The 15,029-nt window shown below is 72.8% G+C and carries 15 protein-coding genes; 6 read left to right on the top strand and 9 right to left on the bottom strand.

All coding sequences use genetic code 11. The features are described 5' to 3' along the window. The first annotated feature begins 4 nt into the window (after positions 1–4). The 3 genes from JTN19_RS02915 to JTN19_RS02905 all read left to right on the top strand — a co-directional run bounded on the left by JTN19_RS02915 (position 5) and on the right by JTN19_RS02905 (position 1,823). On the top strand, positions 5–289 hold the full coding sequence (locus JTN19_RS02915; protein WP_206930299.1) for a hypothetical protein: 285 nt from the start codon (positions 5–7) through the stop codon (positions 287–289). A gap of 71 nt (positions 290–360) precedes the next feature. Continuing rightward, positions 361–1,125, top strand: a complete 765-nt coding sequence (locus JTN19_RS02910; protein ID WP_206930297.1) for a (Fe-S)-binding protein — start codon at positions 361–363, stop codon at positions 1,123–1,125. Continuing rightward, positions 1,122–1,823 carry a 2OG-Fe dioxygenase family protein gene (locus JTN19_RS02905; protein WP_206930295.1) on the top strand — a complete coding sequence of 234 codons (702 nt, stop codon included), beginning with the start codon at positions 1,122–1,124 and terminating at the stop codon, positions 1,821–1,823. Before JTN19_RS02910 ends, JTN19_RS02905 begins: the two co-directional genes overlap by 4 nt. A 3-nt stretch (positions 1,824–1,826) precedes the next feature. Here the strand turns inward: JTN19_RS02905 and JTN19_RS02900 are convergent, their stop codons facing one another. Genes JTN19_RS02900 through JTN19_RS02890 form a run of 3 tightly spaced genes read right to left on the bottom strand, consistent with a single transcriptional unit; the run spans position 1,827 to position 5,672 of the window. Continuing rightward, positions 1,827–3,896, bottom strand: coding sequence for an acetate--CoA ligase family protein (locus tag JTN19_RS02900; RefSeq protein WP_206930293.1), 2,070 nt, complete (start codon positions 3,894–3,896; stop codon positions 1,827–1,829). Beyond that, positions 3,893–4,681, bottom strand: a complete 789-nt coding sequence (locus JTN19_RS02895; RefSeq protein WP_206930291.1) for an enoyl-CoA hydratase/isomerase family protein — start codon at positions 4,679–4,681, stop codon at positions 3,893–3,895. The genes JTN19_RS02900 and JTN19_RS02895 overlap by 4 nt, the downstream gene beginning before the upstream one ends. Positions 4,682–4,691: 10 nt before the next feature. Further along, complete coding sequence (locus JTN19_RS02890) at positions 4,692–5,672, bottom strand: Bug family tripartite tricarboxylate transporter substrate binding protein (RefSeq protein ID WP_206930288.1); 981 nt, start codon at positions 5,670–5,672, stop codon at positions 4,692–4,694. Between the two features lie 121 nt (positions 5,673–5,793). On the opposite strand from JTN19_RS02890, the gene JTN19_RS02885 reads away from it, so the two are divergent. Beyond that, a complete protein-coding gene (locus JTN19_RS02885) occupies positions 5,794–6,669 on the top strand; it encodes a LysR family transcriptional regulator (protein ID WP_206930286.1) in 876 nt (291 codons plus the stop codon). Between the two features lie 229 nt (positions 6,670–6,898). On the opposite strand, the gene JTN19_RS02880 is transcribed toward JTN19_RS02885, so the two are convergent. From JTN19_RS02880 to JTN19_RS02870, 3 genes are read right to left on the bottom strand one after another with little or no spacing between them, the layout of a single operon-like run. Continuing rightward, the gene (locus JTN19_RS02880; RefSeq protein ID WP_206930284.1) at positions 6,899–7,489 is read right to left on the bottom strand and encodes a DUF4189 domain-containing protein; all 591 of its coding nucleotides are present in this window, start codon (positions 7,487–7,489) and stop codon (positions 6,899–6,901) included. Positions 7,490–7,531: 42 nt separating this feature from the next. Next, positions 7,532–9,289 (bottom strand): glycosyltransferase, encoded by a 1,758-nt coding sequence (locus tag JTN19_RS02875; protein ID WP_206930274.1) that lies wholly within the window; start codon positions 9,287–9,289, stop codon positions 7,532–7,534. A gap of 3 nt (positions 9,290–9,292) precedes the next feature. Further along, positions 9,293–10,720: a mannose-1-phosphate guanylyltransferase/mannose-6-phosphate isomerase gene (locus tag JTN19_RS02870; protein WP_206930272.1), complete on the bottom strand. Its 1,428-nt coding sequence runs from the start codon at positions 10,718–10,720 to the stop codon at positions 9,293–9,295. A gap of 83 nt (positions 10,721–10,803) precedes the next feature. Between JTN19_RS02870 and JTN19_RS02865 the strand changes: the two genes are divergently transcribed. Together JTN19_RS02865 and JTN19_RS02860 are read left to right on the top strand one after the other, a co-directional pair. After that, positions 10,804–12,150, top strand: a complete 1,347-nt coding sequence (locus tag JTN19_RS02865; RefSeq protein ID WP_206930270.1) for a glycosyltransferase family 4 protein — start codon at positions 10,804–10,806, stop codon at positions 12,148–12,150. After that, positions 12,147–12,704, top strand: a complete 558-nt coding sequence (locus tag JTN19_RS02860; RefSeq protein WP_206930268.1) for a DUF4214 domain-containing protein — start codon at positions 12,147–12,149, stop codon at positions 12,702–12,704. The genes JTN19_RS02865 and JTN19_RS02860 overlap by 4 nt, the downstream gene beginning before the upstream one ends. 384 nt (positions 12,705–13,088) lie before the next feature. On the opposite strand, the gene JTN19_RS02855 is transcribed toward JTN19_RS02860, so the two are convergent. From JTN19_RS02855 to JTN19_RS02845, 3 genes are read right to left on the bottom strand one after another with little or no spacing between them, the layout of a single operon-like run. Further along, a complete protein-coding gene (locus tag JTN19_RS02855) occupies positions 13,089–13,832 on the bottom strand; it encodes an SDR family NAD(P)-dependent oxidoreductase (protein WP_206930266.1) in 744 nt (247 codons plus the stop codon). Next, positions 13,829–14,149: a YdhR family protein gene (locus JTN19_RS02850; protein ID WP_206930265.1), complete on the bottom strand. Its 321-nt coding sequence runs from the start codon at positions 14,147–14,149 to the stop codon at positions 13,829–13,831. Before JTN19_RS02850 ends, JTN19_RS02855 begins: the two co-directional genes overlap by 4 nt. After that, positions 14,142–14,993 carry a fumarylacetoacetate hydrolase family protein gene (locus tag JTN19_RS02845; RefSeq protein ID WP_206930264.1) on the bottom strand — a complete coding sequence of 284 codons (852 nt, stop codon included), beginning with the start codon at positions 14,991–14,993 and terminating at the stop codon, positions 14,142–14,144. The genes JTN19_RS02850 and JTN19_RS02845 overlap by 8 nt, the downstream gene beginning before the upstream one ends. Positions 14,994–15,029: the final 36 nt, after the last annotated feature.

Here is a 15,029-nt window from a genome sequence, read left to right as displayed (position 1 = left end):
TTCCATGCGCGATCTGGCGGCGGTGCCGCGCGGCGATGAGGACAGCTGGTGGGCCGTGGTGGCCACGGTGGGCCGCGCCCATCGCGTCGCCGAGATCTACCGCTCCCGCGCCGCCGCCCTGGAAGACCGCGCCTGGCGGGCCCAGCAGGTGCGGGCCTATGAGGATTTCCTCCGCCGCTCCCAGCAGCCGGTGCCGCATTATTCCGTCACACCCATCCGCCGGTCGGACCTGCCAAGGAAGTGGCGCCCCCTGCCGGCCTTGGGTTTCCTCAGGGGCGAGTTCATCTGAGGGGCTGGCATGCGCGGAATTCGCGCCGCCCCTCCATTCCCGGCCGCGCGGTTCACCCCTAATTTCCCTCCATGGCCAAGCCCCGCGTCGCCCTCTTCGTCACCTGTCTGGTGGACCTGCACCGCCCCGCGGTCGGCTTCAGCGCGATCAAGCTGCTGGAGGAGGCCGGCTGCCAGGTGGAGGTGCCCGCCCTGCAGACCTGCTGCGGCCAGCCCGCCTACAATTCCGGCGACCGGCGTACGACGCAGGACATCGCCCGCCAGGTGATTGACGCCTTCCTGCCCTATGACTTCACCGTGGCGCCCTCGGGTTCCTGCGCGGCCATGATCTCGCACCACTATCCGGGCCTCTTCGCCGCCGGCGACCCGGAGGGCCGCGCGCGGGCCGAACGCCTGGGCGCCAAGACGCATGAACTGATTTCCTTCCTGACCGATGTGCTTGGCGTGAAGGAGGTGGCGGCGCGCTATGACGGCCGCGCCACCTATCACGACAGCTGCTCCGGCCTGCGCGAGCTGGGGGTGAAGGCCCAGCCGCGCGCCCTGCTCGGCTCCGTGGCGGGCCTCACGCTGACGGAAATGCGTGAGCCCGAGATCTGCTGCGGCTTCGGCGGCACCTTCTGCGTGAAATACCCCGAGATCTCGACGCGCATGGTCAGCGACAAGACGGCCGACATCACGGCCACCGGCGCCGACACCCTTCTGGCCGGCGACATGGGCTGCCTGCTGAACATGGCCGGCCGCCTGAAGCGCGAGGGCAGCCCCGTGCGCGTGCGCCATGTGGCGGAAGTCCTGGCCGACATGACGCATGAGGCGCCCCCCATCGGAGACCCGGCATGACCGCGCTGCTGGACGAGGTCCGCACCCGCGGCTTCGCGCGGCTGCGGCCGGAGGAGAGCCTGGCCCGCCTGCGCCTGCCCGCCCCCCTGCTGGCCGATTTCGCGGCGAGCTGGCAGCGGCTGGAAACCGACGCCTTCATGGCCGATGGCGGGCGCTATCGCCGCCGGCGCATCGCCAACTTCCTGGCCCTGCCCGGCCGGCCCGACCATGTGCGCGGCCTGCACCGGCCGCATTTCCAGGCGGTGGTCCACAACACACTGAATGGCGGCGTGGACCGCTGGTTCGCCCCGGTCGAGGACGCCACCATCGCCCACCCCGCCTGCGCCGGCCTGCTGGCCCTGGGGCGCGAGGTGGCGGACAATCTCCACCCCGACACGCCCTGGTTCGTCGAGATGCACCAGTTCCGCATCGAGGCCGCCGCCGGCACCCCTGGCCTGCCCACGCCCGAGGGCGTGCACCATGACGGGGTGGATGTGGTGCTCATCGCCATGCTGGCCCGCCGCAATTTGCGCGGCGGCGAGACACGGGTGACGGACCCCAAGGGCGCCGAACTCGCCCGCTTCACCCTGGACGGGCTGCTCGATCTGGCCGTGATGGATGACCGGCGGGTGATGCATGGCGTGACGCCGGTGGAACCCGCCGACCCTGGCCTGCCCTGCAGCCGGGACGTGCTGGTGCTGACCTGGCGTAAAGCCTGACGGTCAGGCCAACACCACCAACCCATCCACCGCCCGAACCCCCTGTCCCTCCGGCAGGACGAAGAGCGGATTGATCTCCGCCTCCACCAGCCGTTCTCCCGCCGCGCCCGCCATGGCGGCGAAACCCATGATGGCGTCCAGCAGGGCGGGCACATCGGCCGGGGGCGCGCCGCGGAAGCCGCGCAGCAGACGGGCGGATTTCAGCTCCTCCAGCATGGCTTCGGCATCGGCGCGGGTCAGGGGCAGCAGGCGCAGCGCCGTGTCCTCCCAGAGTTCCGCCGCCACGCCGCCCGCGCCCAGCAGCAGAACGGGGCCGAGCTGCGGGTCGCGGTGGAAGCCCAGGATCATCTCGACCCCGCCGCGCAGGCGTTCCTGCACCAAAAAACCCTCGGGCGCGGGGGCGCCGGCGGCCGCGACCCGCGCCAGCATCTCGGCGCAGGCGGCGGGGATGTCGGCGGGGCTGAGGCCCAGCCGCACCCCGCCCAGCTCGCTCTTATGGGCGATGGCGCGGGAGAGGATCTTCAGCACCACCTCGCCGCCCATCGCCTCCGCGGCGGCTTGCGCGGCAGCGGCGTCGGGCGCCACCACTTCGCGCGTCACGGGCAGGCCGAAGCGGGCGAAGATCGCCTTGCTCTCCGCCTCGTTGAGGTTGCCGGCGGGCAGGCCGGACAGCGCCACGGGGTCCACCGCCACGGCCCCCACCACCGCCGGCAGCGCGGGCGCCCGCAGGGCGCGCAGCACCGTCGGGCAGCTTTCCGGCGTGGCGAAGGCCGCGATGCCCTGGCCGTTCAGCAGCCGCACCAGATGCGGCGCGTGCGGGCTGACATAGGCCAGGATGGGCTTGTCGCTCCGCGCCTGGCACTCGACGATGGCGCCCGCCACGATGTCCGGCGCCGCCAGCGCGGAGGAGCCGATCACCACCGCCACCGCGTCATAGAGCGGGCTGTCCAACAGTGCCGTGATGGCGCCCCGGAACAGGTCGGGGCGCAGCCCGGCCAGCGTCACGTCCACCGGGTTGCGGCCGACGGTCGCCTGGTCCTCGTCCAGCAGGGTGGCGAGGCGCTGGGTGGTTTCGGCATCGGGCGGCGGCACCTCGATGCCCGCCAGCCCGCAATTGTCGGCCAGCAGCGTGCCCGCCCCGCCCGTGGAGGTCAGGATCGCCACGCGGTTCCCCGCCGCCCGCCGCCCCTTGGCGAGGGCCGCCGGAATGTCCAGCAGATCATTGAAGCTCTCGGCGCGGATCACGCCCGACTGGCGGAACAGCGCGTCATAGACGCGGTCCGCGCCCGCCAGCGCCCCGGTGTGGGAGGTCGCCGCCCGCGCCCCGGATTCCGAACGCCCCACCTTGTAGACCACGATGGGCTTGCCGAGCTCGGCCGCGCGGCGGGCGGCGGCGCGGAAGGCCGCGGGCCGGCGCAGCCCCTCCATGTAGACGGCGATGACGCGCGTGGCCTCGTCCTCGACCAGCTCCGCGATCAAATCGCTGCTGTCGAGATCCGCCTCATTGCCGGTGGAGACCAGCTTGGCGAAGCCGATGCCCCGGTCGGCGGCGCGGGAGAGCAGCGCGCCCAAGATGCCGCCCGATTGCGAGACGACGGAAATGGCACCGGCCGGCAGGTCCCCCACCTCCAGTGCCCCTGTGGCGGAGAGCATGATGCTGTCCGTCAAATTCACCAGCCCGATGGTGTTGGGGCCCAGAAGCCGCATGGGGCCGGCGGCGCGCTTCAGCGCCTCCTGCCGCGCCGCGCCCTCCGCATTGGCCTCGCCATAGCCGCTGGCGAGCACGATGGCGGCGGCGCAGCCGCGCGCGGCGAGGTCCCGCACCGCGGCCTCGGCGCGCTCGGGGCCGAGCAGCACGATGGCGGCATCCGGCGCGCCGGGCAGCGCCGAAACCTCGGGGAAGCAGGGCAGGCCCGCGATGGTCTCGGCGCGCGGGTTCACGGGCCAGATCTCGCCCGGGAAGCCGTGGCGCTGGAGGTAGCCCACCGGCCGCCCGGTCATCTTGCTGGCATCGGCCGAGGCGCCGATGACGGCGACGCTGCGTGGCCGCAGCAGCTGGCCCAGCGCGCTCATCGCTTGGACTTCGCCAGGAATTCCGCCACCGAGGCGCGGTGCTCGCCCGTCGTGTAGCACATGGCCTGGGCCTTGGAGCCCTCGGCCAGCACCGCCTCGAAGCTCATCTCCAGCGAGCGGTCCATGACGGACTTCGCCAGCGCCAGCGCGGCGAGCGAGCCGCCCGAGAGTTCCCGCGCCCAGGCCTCGGCGCCCTGCATCAGCGCGTCATCGGGCACCACGCGCTCGATCATGCCCATGGAGAGCGCCTCGGCCGCGCCCACGCGGCGGCCGCTGAACACGAGTTCCTTCGCGCGGGCCAGGCCCACGCGGCGCGGCAGGAAATACATGCCGCCGCCATCGGGGATCAGCCCGCGGGCGATGAAGCTCATGGTGAAATGGGCGCTCTCGGCGGCCATGATGAAGTCGCAGCACAGGGCCACGTCGCAGCCGAGCCCCGCCGCCGCGCCGTTCACGGCCGCGATGGTGGGCTTGGGGAAGTTGTGCAGCAAAGCGACGGCGCGGTGGGTGCGGCCCTGGCGGCGCCAGCCGTTGAAGGCCACCTCCTCGGGCGGGGCCGAGAGCCGCTGCTGCATGCCGCGCACATCGCCGCCCGCGCAGAAGGCGCTGCCCGTGCCGGTGACGACCAGGGCGCGCACGGCCGGGTCCACCGCCGCCGCCTCCAGCGCCTCGATCATCAGGCCGCGCGTCGCGTCATCAATGGCGTTGCGGCGCGCGGGGCGGTTGAGGCGCAGGGTGGCCACGCCCTCATGGGTGGTCAGGAGGATGGCGCTGTCTTCGGTCATGCTGTGTTCCTCAATCGACGCGCAGGCGCGCGCGTTCCACCACCTGCGTCCAGCGCGTGCGGTCCTCGGCCAGGAAGCGCGTCAGGTCGGCGGGCTGGGCGCTGGGGGCGATCTCGTCCACGCCGCTCTCCACCAGGCGGCGGCGCACCTCGGGCTCGGCCAGCACGGCGTTCAGCGCGGCGTGCAGCGCGGCGATGCGGTCGGGCGGCGTACCGGCCGTGGTCAGGATGGCATACCAGGTGGCGGAATCGAGGTCCGGGAAGCCCTGTTCCACGCTGGTGAACAGGTCCGGCAGGGCGGCGCTGCGCGTGCGGCCCGCGATGGCCAGCGGCCGCAGCTGCCCCGCCGCGATGGGCGGCAGCAGCGGCGCCGAGGCGTTGGTCAGGATATCAATCCGCCCCGCGATGGCATCCGCCATGGACGGCCCGGTGCCACGGTAATGGATGGCGTCCAGCTCCACCCCCAGCACCACGCCGATCATGGCCCCCAGCGCATGGCCGGTGGTGCCCACGCCCGGCGTGCCGAAGCGCAGCGGCGTGCGCGCGGCGCGGGCCACGCGCTGCAAATCCGCGAGGTTGCGCGCCTCGACCGAGGGATGGACGGTGATGACGTTGGGTGCCGCGCCGATATAGCCCACCGGCGCGAAATCCCGCACCGGGTCATAGGGCAGGCGCGGCTGCACCAGCGAGGAAATCAGGAAGCTGCCGCTGCCGGCCAGCAGCAGGGTGTGGCCATCGGCCGGCGCCTTGGCCACCAAATCGTTGCCGATCAGCCCGCCCGCGCCGCCGCGGTTCTCGACCACGATGGGCTTGCCGAGGCGGGCCGACATGCCCTCCGCGATCAGGCGGCCCACGATGTCGTTGCTGCCACCGGGCGTGAAGGGAATGACCAGGCGGAGCGCGCGGTCGGGGAAGGCGGGCTGCGCGCTGGCCAGGGCCGGCAGGCCGAGGCCCAGCGCGGGGGCGAGCCGCAGGGCAGTGCGTCGGTTCATTCTGGGTGTTCCTCCGTCGCGCCGGTCTTGGCCGGCACGCGGCATTCAAAGCACCATCGCGCACGGCACGGGAAGCCGCAGAGTTTCGCACCCTGCCCCAACCCCATGTTATGCTGCGCCGATGCCGAGCGCCCTGCCCCCGCTGGACAGCCTGCGGGCCTTCCACCTGATCGCCGAGACGGGCAGCGTGACGCGCGCCGCCGCCGCGCTGGGGGTGACGCAGCCCGCCATTAGCCGCCGCCTGCGGGAGCTGGAGGCGGCGCTGGGCTGCGCCCTGGTGCACCGGAGCGCCAACGCGCTGCGCCTGACCGAGGCGGGCACGCGCCTCGCCACCGGGCTGCGCGAGGGCTTCGCCCGCATCGAGGAAGCGGCGCGGGAGGCCGCGGCCCAGACCGCCCCGCTGCGCATCCGCGCCTACACCACCTGGGCGCTGCGCTGGCTGATCCCGCGCCTGCCGGACTTCAAGCGCCGCCATCCGGGGCTGGACGTGGAGGTCAGCACCTCCATCGCCCCCGTGGATTTCGCCCGCGAGGGCGTGGATGCGGCCGTCCGCACCGCCCCGCTCGGCGCGCCCCCCACCCCCACGGCGCGGGCGCTGCAACCCGTCACCATCGCGCCTTTCGCGGCACCCGCCCTGGCGGCGCAGCGCGGGCCTGAAACCCCCATCCCGGGGCGGATGCTGGGCAGTCGGGTGCGGCCCGGTGATTGGGCGCGGTGGCGGCAGGGCGCCGGACTGCCCGAGGCCCCGCCGCCCTTGCTCTATGAGAGCACCACCCTCGCCATCCAGGCCGCGCTGGAGGGGTTGGGCACCGTCATCTGCCCGCCCGCCTTCGTGCGGGAGGAGGTGCGGGCGCGGCGCCTCGTCCCGCTGGCGCGCGCGGCGCTGCCGGCGGGCGATGGCTATTGGCTGGTGCTGCCGCCGGGGCGGGTCTCCGCGCCGCTCGCGCTCTTCGCGGAATGGCTGGTCGCGGCGGCGCGGGAGGAGGAGGGCGCCTGATCCGCGAAGGCGATATCGCCGGAGCGGTGAATCAGCCGCCCAGATATGCCAGCGCCTGATCCGCGGAGGCGATATCGCCGGAGCGGTGAATCAGCCGCCCAGATATGCCAGCGCCTGATCCGCGGAGGCGATGTCGCCGGAGCGGTGAATCAGCCGCCCAGATACGCCAGCGCCTGATCCGCGAAGGCGATATCGCCGGAGCGGTGAATCAGTCGCCCCAGAAAAGCCCTCACCGCGCGCAGATCGAGGCGATGACGCGGCAGATGGCGCCCCGCTGGCGGCGCTGGCACTGGTCCATGCCGTCGCGCGTCGCGTCCTCCACGGTGAAGCCCGCGCCGGCCACCGCCAGCATCACCGGCTGGTTGGGGTCGGGCGTGGTGAAGGGCAGCAGCCGGTCGTCGCGCGCGCCCTGCACCAGCACGGCGCAGCCCTGCTGGATCTCGACCAGGCGGCGGCAGGTGTTGCCGCCCGGCCCGGCGCGGCATTGCGCCTCGGCCCGCTGGTGGGCGATCAGCCGGTCGCGCGTGGCGGGGCTGATGCCATAGGCGCGGGCCGGCGGCGCCGCGGCATGGATGGTGGCCCAGACCACGGGCGTCTGCGCCCCGCGCTGGGCCGTGGCGGGCGGCGGCGGCGGCGCGGTGGGCACGGGCTGGGCGGGCGGTGCCGCGCGCATCGGCGGCGCGGGCGGGGTGGGCGGCGGCGGCAGGGGCAATAGCGGTTCCGCGGCGCGGCCGCGCTGCGGCTGCGCCTGTCCCGCCCCGGGCGCGCCGACAAGAACGGCGCCGACCAGGATGCCGAAAATCACCCAGACCAGCCTCATTCTCTCGAAAACTATGATATTCGCAGCCCCTGCGATAGGGCATCAGCCCAGGCGCGACAGGTGCAGCCGCTCGCCCAGGTATTCATAGGTGCGCTGCAGGTCGTGGTCGGCCGTCAGCATCAGCCCGTGCAGCATCAGGGAGAACAGGCGGTCATCCTCCGGGATGGGCCGCGCGCCGGCGGTGTCGAATTCCACCAGGATGTCTCCCGCCGGGCCGGCGGGCAGGGTCATCTCCAGGTACCGGCGCTCCTGCGCGGCCAGGCGCAGGGTCAGCCACTCCCCGGTGGAACCGTCGGGCAGATGCAGCCGCAGCCCCGTCTCCGTGGCGACGGGCGGGCCACTGACCTCGAGGAAGAGGCGCATCCCGCTGCGCTCCAGCGCGGGCAGGCGCAGCCGGGCGCGGCCCTTGGTCAGCCAGACGCCATAGGCCTCGGGGATGCTCCAGCCATCCCCCTCCAGGATCAGCGCGTTGCCCACATGGGCGGCGCGCATGGCGGCGGGGGGCATGGGGGGCTGGATCTCGAAGCCGATGCGCCGCCCGGCGATGGACCCCGCGCGCGCGAAGGGGCTGGGCAGGGCGGCCAGCGGCGCCGCCAGGTCCCGCACCAGGCCCTCCACCACCTCGCGCCAGCTTCTGAACCGCACGCGACCCGGCAGCGCCGCCTCCAGCGCCGCCCGGCGGGCAGGGTCGCGGATGAGGCCCCAGGCGAGTTCGGCCAGTTCCGGCTCGCTCTGCGGGGTGAAGTAGAGGGCGGCGGTGCCGCCGGCCTCGCGCAAGCTCGAATGGTCGGGCGCGATGACGAGCTTGCCGTGCGACAGCGCCTCGGTCACCGGCAGGCCCCAGCCCTCATAGAAGCTGTTGAAGATGGTGAAGAGGCAGCCCTCATAGAGCCGCGCGAGCTGCGCGTCCGACACGTCGCGCAGCCAGACGGCGTTGCGGCGCAGTTCGGGCGCGTGCTCCAGCAGGCGCAGCGCGGCATCGGCGCCGAAGCCCTTGCGCCCCACCAGCACCAGGCGCGGCAGCGCGTGTTCGCCATGGCGGCGCAGCAGGGTCAGCCAGGCGTGCAGCAGCAGCACATGGTTCTTGCGGCTCTCGAGCGTGGAGACGCAGAGCACATAGGGCCGCCCATCCGCCAGCGCCGCGGGCCAGGGCACGTCCTCGCCCCCGCCGCCCACCGGCGGCAGCGGCGCGTCGAGCGGCATGGCCACCACCGGGATGTCCAGCTCCGGCAGCAGGCGGCGCTGCCATTCGCGGAAGTCGCGCGCCGCGCAGGCGCTGGTGGCCACCACCCGGTCGGTCTGCAGGCAGACAGAGAGCAGATTGTCCGCGAAGCCCGAGGTGAGTTCCGGCGTGCAATGCTCCGGCACCACCAGCGGGATGGCGTCGTGGAACAGGGCGCAGAGCGCCACGCCGTGCCATTGCCGCAGCTCACGCAGGCGGTGCATCTGGCCGGGCACCAGGAAAGGCAGGCCGGGGGTGAAGACGCGGTCGCCGGCGGCGAAGGCGATCTCGGGGGCCGCCTGGTGCGCCTCGGCCAGGGTGGCGCGGGCGGCCACCCAGTCCGGCGCCTCGATGTCGGCGCCCCGGCGGGCGGTGGCGAGGAGGGCCAGCAATTCCTCGGCCGGCAGCGCGCGGAACCGGCCGCTGACCGGGTCGAAGGCCATGGGCTCCAGCAGGGGCTCGGGCGCGGCCAGCGCCGCCTCGGTCAAGGCCATCTGGACCCGCGGCACGCCCAGCGGCAGCCGGTTGATGCGGAAATAGTGCAGCAGGTCCGTCAGGTCGGTGAGGAGGCGCAGCATGCGTCAGCTGCGCCCGTAGGTGTCCTCGATCCGGACGATGTCGTCCTCGCCGAGATAGGAGCCGACCTGGACCTCGATCAGGTGCAGCGGGATCATGCCCGGGTTCTCCAGGCGGTGGACGCAGCCGAGCGGCAGGTAGACCGACTGGTTCTCGGCCAGCAGGATGCTCTCGGCGTCACGCTGCACCTGGGCGGTACCCTTCACCACCACCCAGTGCTCCGCGCGGTGGTGGTGCTTCTGCAGGGACAGCTTGCCGCCCGGCCGCACCACGATCTCCTTCACCTGGAAGCGGTCGCCCATGATGAGGCCGGAGTAGTGGCCCCAGGGGCGATAGACGCGGCGATGCGCCCCCGCCTCGGCCGCGCCCTCTGCGCGCAGCGTCTCCACCACCTTCTTCACGTCCTGCGCGCGGTGGCGCGGCATGGCCAGCACCGCGTCCTCGGTGACGACCACCACCACGTCCTCCAGCCCCAGCACGGCGGTACGGATGCCCTCGCTGCGGACCAGGCAGTTGCGGGCGTCCACGGCCGTGACGGGGCCCTGCAGCGCGTTGCCCAGGCCATCCTTCTCCGCGATGGTCCAAAGCGCGTCCCAGCTGCCCACATCGGACCAGCCGAGCTCGGCCGGGATGACGGCGGCGTGGCCCGTGCGCTCCATCACCGCGTAGTCAATGGAGATGGAGGGCGCGGCGCGGAAAGCCTCGGCACCCAGGCGGATGAAGTCCAGGTCGCGCGTGGCCGCGGCCAGGGCGGCGCGGGCGGCGGCGATGACCTCGGGCGCGTGGCGCTCCAGCTCCGTCACGAGCGTCGCGGCGGTGGCCACGAACATGCCGCTGTTCCAGACATGCTTGCCATCGGCCAGCAGGGTGGCGGCGGTGGCGGCGTCGGGCTTCTCGGTGAAGCGGGCCACGGCGTGCACGCCCGGCGCGTCGGCGAGCGGCGCGCCCATCTCGATGTAGCCGAAGCTCGTCTCGGGCGCGGTGGGCCGCATGCCGAAGGTGACGATGCGCCCCGTCTCGCGCGCCGCATGGGCGGCTTGGGCGAGGGCCGCGTGCAGGGCGGGCACGTCCTCGATCGCGGCATCGGCCGCCATGATCCAGAGCACCGCGCCCGGCGAGGCCTCGGCCACCAGGGCCGCGGCGGCCGCGATGGCGGGGGCGGAATTGCGGCCCTCGGGTTCCAGCAGGATGCGGGGGGCCGCGATGCCCACCTCGCGCAGCTGCTCCGCGATCAGGAAGCGGTGCGCCTCGTTCGCCACCACGACCGCCGGCGCGAAGCCCTCGCCCACCGCGCGCAGCGCCGTCTCCTGGATCATGCTGCGGGCCGAGACCAGCGGCCAGAACTGCTTCGGGAAACCCTCGCGCGAGAGGGGCCACAGGCGCGTTCCCGTGCCGCCGGAGAGCAGGACGGGCACGATGTCGTTCAGGCTCATGCGAATGTGACTTCCTGTGGTCTGGGCGCGGCGGCGGCGGGGCTGACCTTGTCCCGATCGGGGGACGGAGGCAAGTTGCGCCCATGCCGAACGACGCGCCCCGGGGATCGCCCCGCGTCTGGATGGATGGCTTCGGCCTCTCGCTCGTGGGCGGCACGGGCATCGCGACCTATTCACGGGGTTTGGCCGCCACTTTGGGCGAAACCGGGCTCAGACTGGGGCTGCTCTATGGCAGGCCCATCGGGGCGGGCGGCACGCCCATGGCGCGCGAGATCGCCTTCTTCGACAGCCGCACCCAGCTGGACTACCGCCTGGCGCGCCGCCTGGCGGGCATCTGGGGCCCGCAGCGCGCCATCGCCGTGCCCGCCGCGGGGGCGGTGGAGCGCGGGCTGACCTCGACCGGGCTGCACCAGACCTTCTCCACCGCCAATGTGCCGCCCTGCGACGCGCTGTGGAACGCGCATGACATCTTCGGCCGCGCGGTGGTGAACATGCGGGTGCGGCGGCGGCTGCTGCGCGTCTCGGTGCAGGGCGCGCCGCCGCCGGCGCTGATGCACTGGACGCACATGCACGGCGTGCGCCTGGAGGGCGCGCGCAACATCTACACCATCCATGACGCCATCCCGCTGCGCCTGCCCTGGGCCACGCTGGACCACAAGGATGCCTGGGTGCGGACCGCGCGCGCCGTGGCCGCGACGGCGGACCATATCCTCACCGTCTCCGAGCATTCCCGCCGCGACCTGATCTCGCTGCTGGGCGTCCCGGAGGAGCGGATCAGCAACATCTACCAGCCCGTCTACCCGCCCGCCCATGGCCTTGATCCGCGCATGTCGCGTGAGCGGCTGGCCTCGGTCTTTGGGCTGGAGGACCGGGGCTACCACCTCTGCCTCTCGGCGGTGGACCCGCGCAAGAACCTGGCCCGCGCGCTGGACGCCTACATGGCGTCCGGCATCACGCGCCCCATGATCATCGTGGGCGGCAAGAGCGGCAACGCGGAACCCGAGCTGCGCCTGCTGACCGAGGCGGGCGGCACCCGCTCCCGCGACGGGCGCATCCGCCACCTGGGCTACCTGCCGCGCACCGATGTGGAGGTGCTGCTGCGCCACGCGCGCAGCCTCTGCTTCCCCACCCTGTATGAGGGCTTCGGCCTGCCCGCCATCGAGGCCATGCAGGCGGGCACGGCGGTGCTGACCTCCAACGCCTCCTGCATGCCGGAGGTGGTGGGCGATGCCGCGCTGAAGGTGAACCCGGTGGACCTGCGCGCGCTGACCGAGGCGATGATCGCGCTCGACACCGATGACGACCTGCGGCGGCGGCTGGAGGCCGAGGGCCCCGCCCGCGCCGCCCTCTTCACCCCCGAGCGCCACGCGGCGCGGCTGGCCGCGCTGCATGCGCGGCTCGGCGTGCCCTGGCCGGAGCCCCCCGCATGACCCTCCGCGCCGCCGACCTGCTGCATGGCTCCGACGAGGATGTGGTGGTGAACCTCTATCTCGGCATCCTCGGCCGCTGGCCGGACGAGCAGGGCTTCGCCCACTACCTGGAATTCATCACCAACCGGCCGGAGCACCGGGCCGAGGCGCTGGCGACCATGATGGCCAGCGAGGAAGGGCGCCGGCGCGGCACCAGGCTCGACCCCAGCCTCGTCGCCGTGCCGCCGCACGAGGCGCTGGCCACCCAGATGCGGCTGCGCACCGAATGGTTCCGCCAGGAACTGGCCCGGCGCGACGCCGCCGCCCCCGCCACCGCCCATGACCCGGCCACGCTGGAGGAGGTGATGGCCCTGCGCCAGGAGGTGGCGGCGCTGCGGCGGGAGATGGAGGCGCGGCTGGCCGCCATCGAGGCCCGGCTTTCGGGCGAATTGCCGGCGGCGCCCGCCCTCTCGCCCGCGCTGTCGGTGGGTTACGTCAATGACCTGCTGGAGACGCTGCGGGCCGAGATGCTGGAACGGGTGCGGCGGCTGGAAATCCGGCAACTCGGCGGATAGGGCATGATGCGTTGAGGCGGAATCGCCGACAACGCTGAATCATTCTCCAGAAAAGGTTAGGCGAGGCGGCGTGAGCACAAGCGAACGCCGCATGGCCTATCCTCTGCTTGCACCGCAAAAAGAAGCGGGCCGACCGAAATGAATTCGGCCGGCCCGTGGCGCATAGGCCAGTATGGCTTCGGCTTGCCGGGAAATAGCCTCCACCGTTGTCATTGCCGACAATTCTTTCGAACTGCGGAACGACAGGGTGATTATTGCCCGGCTTTGGCGATCTGGGGCATAAGATCGGCCTTAAATTGCCGCAATGGAGAGCGCGGCGCTCGGTCTTGGCGCGGGATGGCTCAAGGCCCCGCGCCCCAGAAGGGACGGAGCGGGCCGCGTGACCTACAGCGCGATCCCACCATTCACATGCACGAGTTGCCCCGTGACATAGCCCGCGCCCGGGCTCGCCAGCCAGGCCACGGCATGGGCCACGTCCTCCGGCGTGCCGAGGCGGGCCATGGGGATGCGCGCGATGGTGGCCTGCCACTGCTCGGGCGTCATGGCCGCATGGGCGCCGGGGTCCTTGCGGGTGTAGCCGGGGGCGATGGCGTTCACCGTGACACGCGGCGCCCATTCGATGGCCAGCGCGCGGACCAGCGCCTCCACGCCCCCCTTGGCCGCCGCGGTCGCGGGGAAGGTGGCCGCGTCATTGCGGAACATGTGCGCGACGAAGGAGGAGATGGCGATGAGCCGTGGCGCCTCCCCCGCCGCCAGATGCGGCTGCGCGGCGCGGGCCAGGCGCAGGAAGGCCCAGAGCACGGCGTCCAGGCTGCGGGCGAAGCCCTCATCGGTCAGCTTGCCCACGGGCGTGCGGTCCGCGAAGCCGGCATTGGAGACCACCACATCCAGCCCGCCCAGCAGGCGCGCCGTATCCTCGACCAGCCGCGCGGGGGCGTCGGGCTCGGCCAGGTCCGCCAGCAGCAGATGCGCCTCGCCCCCCTGGGCGCGCACCTGGGCGGCCACCGCCTCCAGCCCCTCCCTGTTATGGCGGGCGTGCAGCAGCAGCGCGGTGCCGGGGGCCGCCAGCGCGCGCGCCACGGCGGCGCCGATGCCGGAGGAAGCGCCCGTGACCAGCACGCGCCTCATGCGCGGATGCCCCTGGTAACTGCGGAAAGTTCCATGTTGATGTCCCAGATGCGCGCCTGGATGTCGGTGGCGCCGCGTGCCGTCACGCGCGCCGTGTGCATGGCCTGGTATTCCAGCGCGGCCGCGCGGGTGGTGAAGGCGTAGAGGCCGCCGGCGCGGCCGGCTGGCTCATCCTCGGTCCAGATCTTCCAGGCGAGGCCGGGTGTCTCGGCCGCGATGGAATGGGCCAGCGCCCGCAGGGCCTCGCGCCGCGCCTCGCCCCAGGGTGGGGGCGAGGCGAAGTCCATCTGCAGGATGACGGTCGGCGTCTCAGGCACCGTAGGCAACGGTGCGGCTGCGCTGCTCGCCCAGGCCCTCGATGCCCACGCGCAGCTCCTGCCCGGCCTTGAGGAACCAGGGCGCCGGCTTCTTGCCGAGGCCCACGCCCGGCGGCGTGCCGGTGAAGATCACGTCGCCCGGATGGAGCGTGATGCACTGGCTGACATAGCTGACCAGCTGCCGCACGTTGAAGATCATGGTGGCGGTGCTGCCATCCTGCTCGCGCTTGCCGTCCACATCCGTCCACATGCGCAGCGCCTGGGGGTCCGGCACCTCGTCCTTGGTGACCAGATAAGGGCCGAGCGGGCCGAAGGTCTCGAAGCCCTTGCCCTTGTCCCAGGTGGGGCCGCGCTCGGCCTGCCATTCGCGCTCGCTCACGTCGTTGCCGACGGCGTAGCCGGCCACATGGTTCATCGCATCCGCCTCGCTGACATAGCGCGCGGTGGTGCCGATGATGACGCAGAGCTCGCATTCCCAATCGGTCTTGCGGCTGTGCGGCGGGATGATGATGTCGTCGAAGGGCCCGTTCAGCGCGCCGAGCGATTTCAGGAAGACGATCGGCTCCTTGGGCGGCTCCGCACCCGTCTCGGCCGCGTGGTCGGCGTAGTTCAGCCCGATGCAGATCAGGTTGGTCATGCCCGTGACGGGCGGCCCGAGCCGCGTGCCGGCGGGCACGGCCGGCAGTTCGGCCGGGTTGATGGCGGCGAGCTTGGCCAGCACGCCCGGCGCCAGCGTGTCGCCATTGATGTCGTTCAGCACGGAGGAGAGGTCGCGGATGACGCCCTGGGCGTCGAGCATCCCGGGCTTTTCCTGGCCCTTGGGGCCGTGGCGCAGCAGCTTCATGGAGGTTTCCTCACTGATCTGGCCGCATTCCGCCGC

It is taken from the genome of Roseococcus thiosulfatophilus (assembly GCF_017311575.1).
Classification (GTDB): Bacteria; Pseudomonadota; Alphaproteobacteria; order Acetobacterales; family Acetobacteraceae; genus Roseococcus; species Roseococcus thiosulfatophilus.
Note: the sequence above shows the minus strand (reverse complement) of the source record. Positions and strands in the feature narration are given on the sequence as shown.

Bases quoted from the DNA above. Each gene is read 5' to 3' on its own strand.
- JTN19_RS02915 (WP_206930299.1), top strand. From the start codon at position 5: ATGCGCGATCTGGCGGCGGTGCCGCGCGGCGATGAGGACAGCTGGTGG.
- JTN19_RS02910 (WP_206930297.1), top strand. From the start codon at position 361: ATGGCCAAGCCCCGCGTCGCCCTCTTCGTCACCTGTCTGGTGGACCTG.
- JTN19_RS02905 (WP_206930295.1), top strand. From the start codon at position 1,122: ATGACCGCGCTGCTGGACGAGGTCCGCACCCGCGGCTTCGCGCGGCTG.
- JTN19_RS02900 (WP_206930293.1), bottom strand. From the start codon at position 3,896: ATGAGCGCGCTGGGCCAGCTGCTGCGGCCACGCAGCGTCGCCGTCATC.
- JTN19_RS02895 (WP_206930291.1), bottom strand. From the start codon at position 4,681: ATGACCGAAGACAGCGCCATCCTCCTGACCACCCATGAGGGCGTGGCC.
- JTN19_RS02890 (WP_206930288.1), bottom strand. From the start codon at position 5,672: ATGAACCGACGCACTGCCCTGCGGCTCGCCCCCGCGCTGGGCCTCGGC.
- JTN19_RS02885 (WP_206930286.1), top strand. From the start codon at position 5,794: ATGCCGAGCGCCCTGCCCCCGCTGGACAGCCTGCGGGCCTTCCACCTG.
- JTN19_RS02880 (WP_206930284.1), bottom strand. From the start codon at position 7,489: ATGAGGCTGGTCTGGGTGATTTTCGGCATCCTGGTCGGCGCCGTTCTT.
- JTN19_RS02875 (WP_206930274.1), bottom strand. From the start codon at position 9,289: ATGCTGCGCCTCCTCACCGACCTGACGGACCTGCTGCACTATTTCCGC.
- JTN19_RS02870 (WP_206930272.1), bottom strand. From the start codon at position 10,720: ATGAGCCTGAACGACATCGTGCCCGTCCTGCTCTCCGGCGGCACGGGA.
- JTN19_RS02865 (WP_206930270.1), top strand. From the start codon at position 10,804: ATGCCGAACGACGCGCCCCGGGGATCGCCCCGCGTCTGGATGGATGGC.
- JTN19_RS02860 (WP_206930268.1), top strand. From the start codon at position 12,147: ATGACCCTCCGCGCCGCCGACCTGCTGCATGGCTCCGACGAGGATGTG.
- JTN19_RS02855 (WP_206930266.1), bottom strand. From the start codon at position 13,832: ATGAGGCGCGTGCTGGTCACGGGCGCTTCCTCCGGCATCGGCGCCGCC.
- JTN19_RS02845 (WP_206930264.1), bottom strand. From the start codon at position 14,993: ATGAAGCTGCTGCGCCACGGCCCCAAGGGCCAGGAAAAGCCCGGGATG.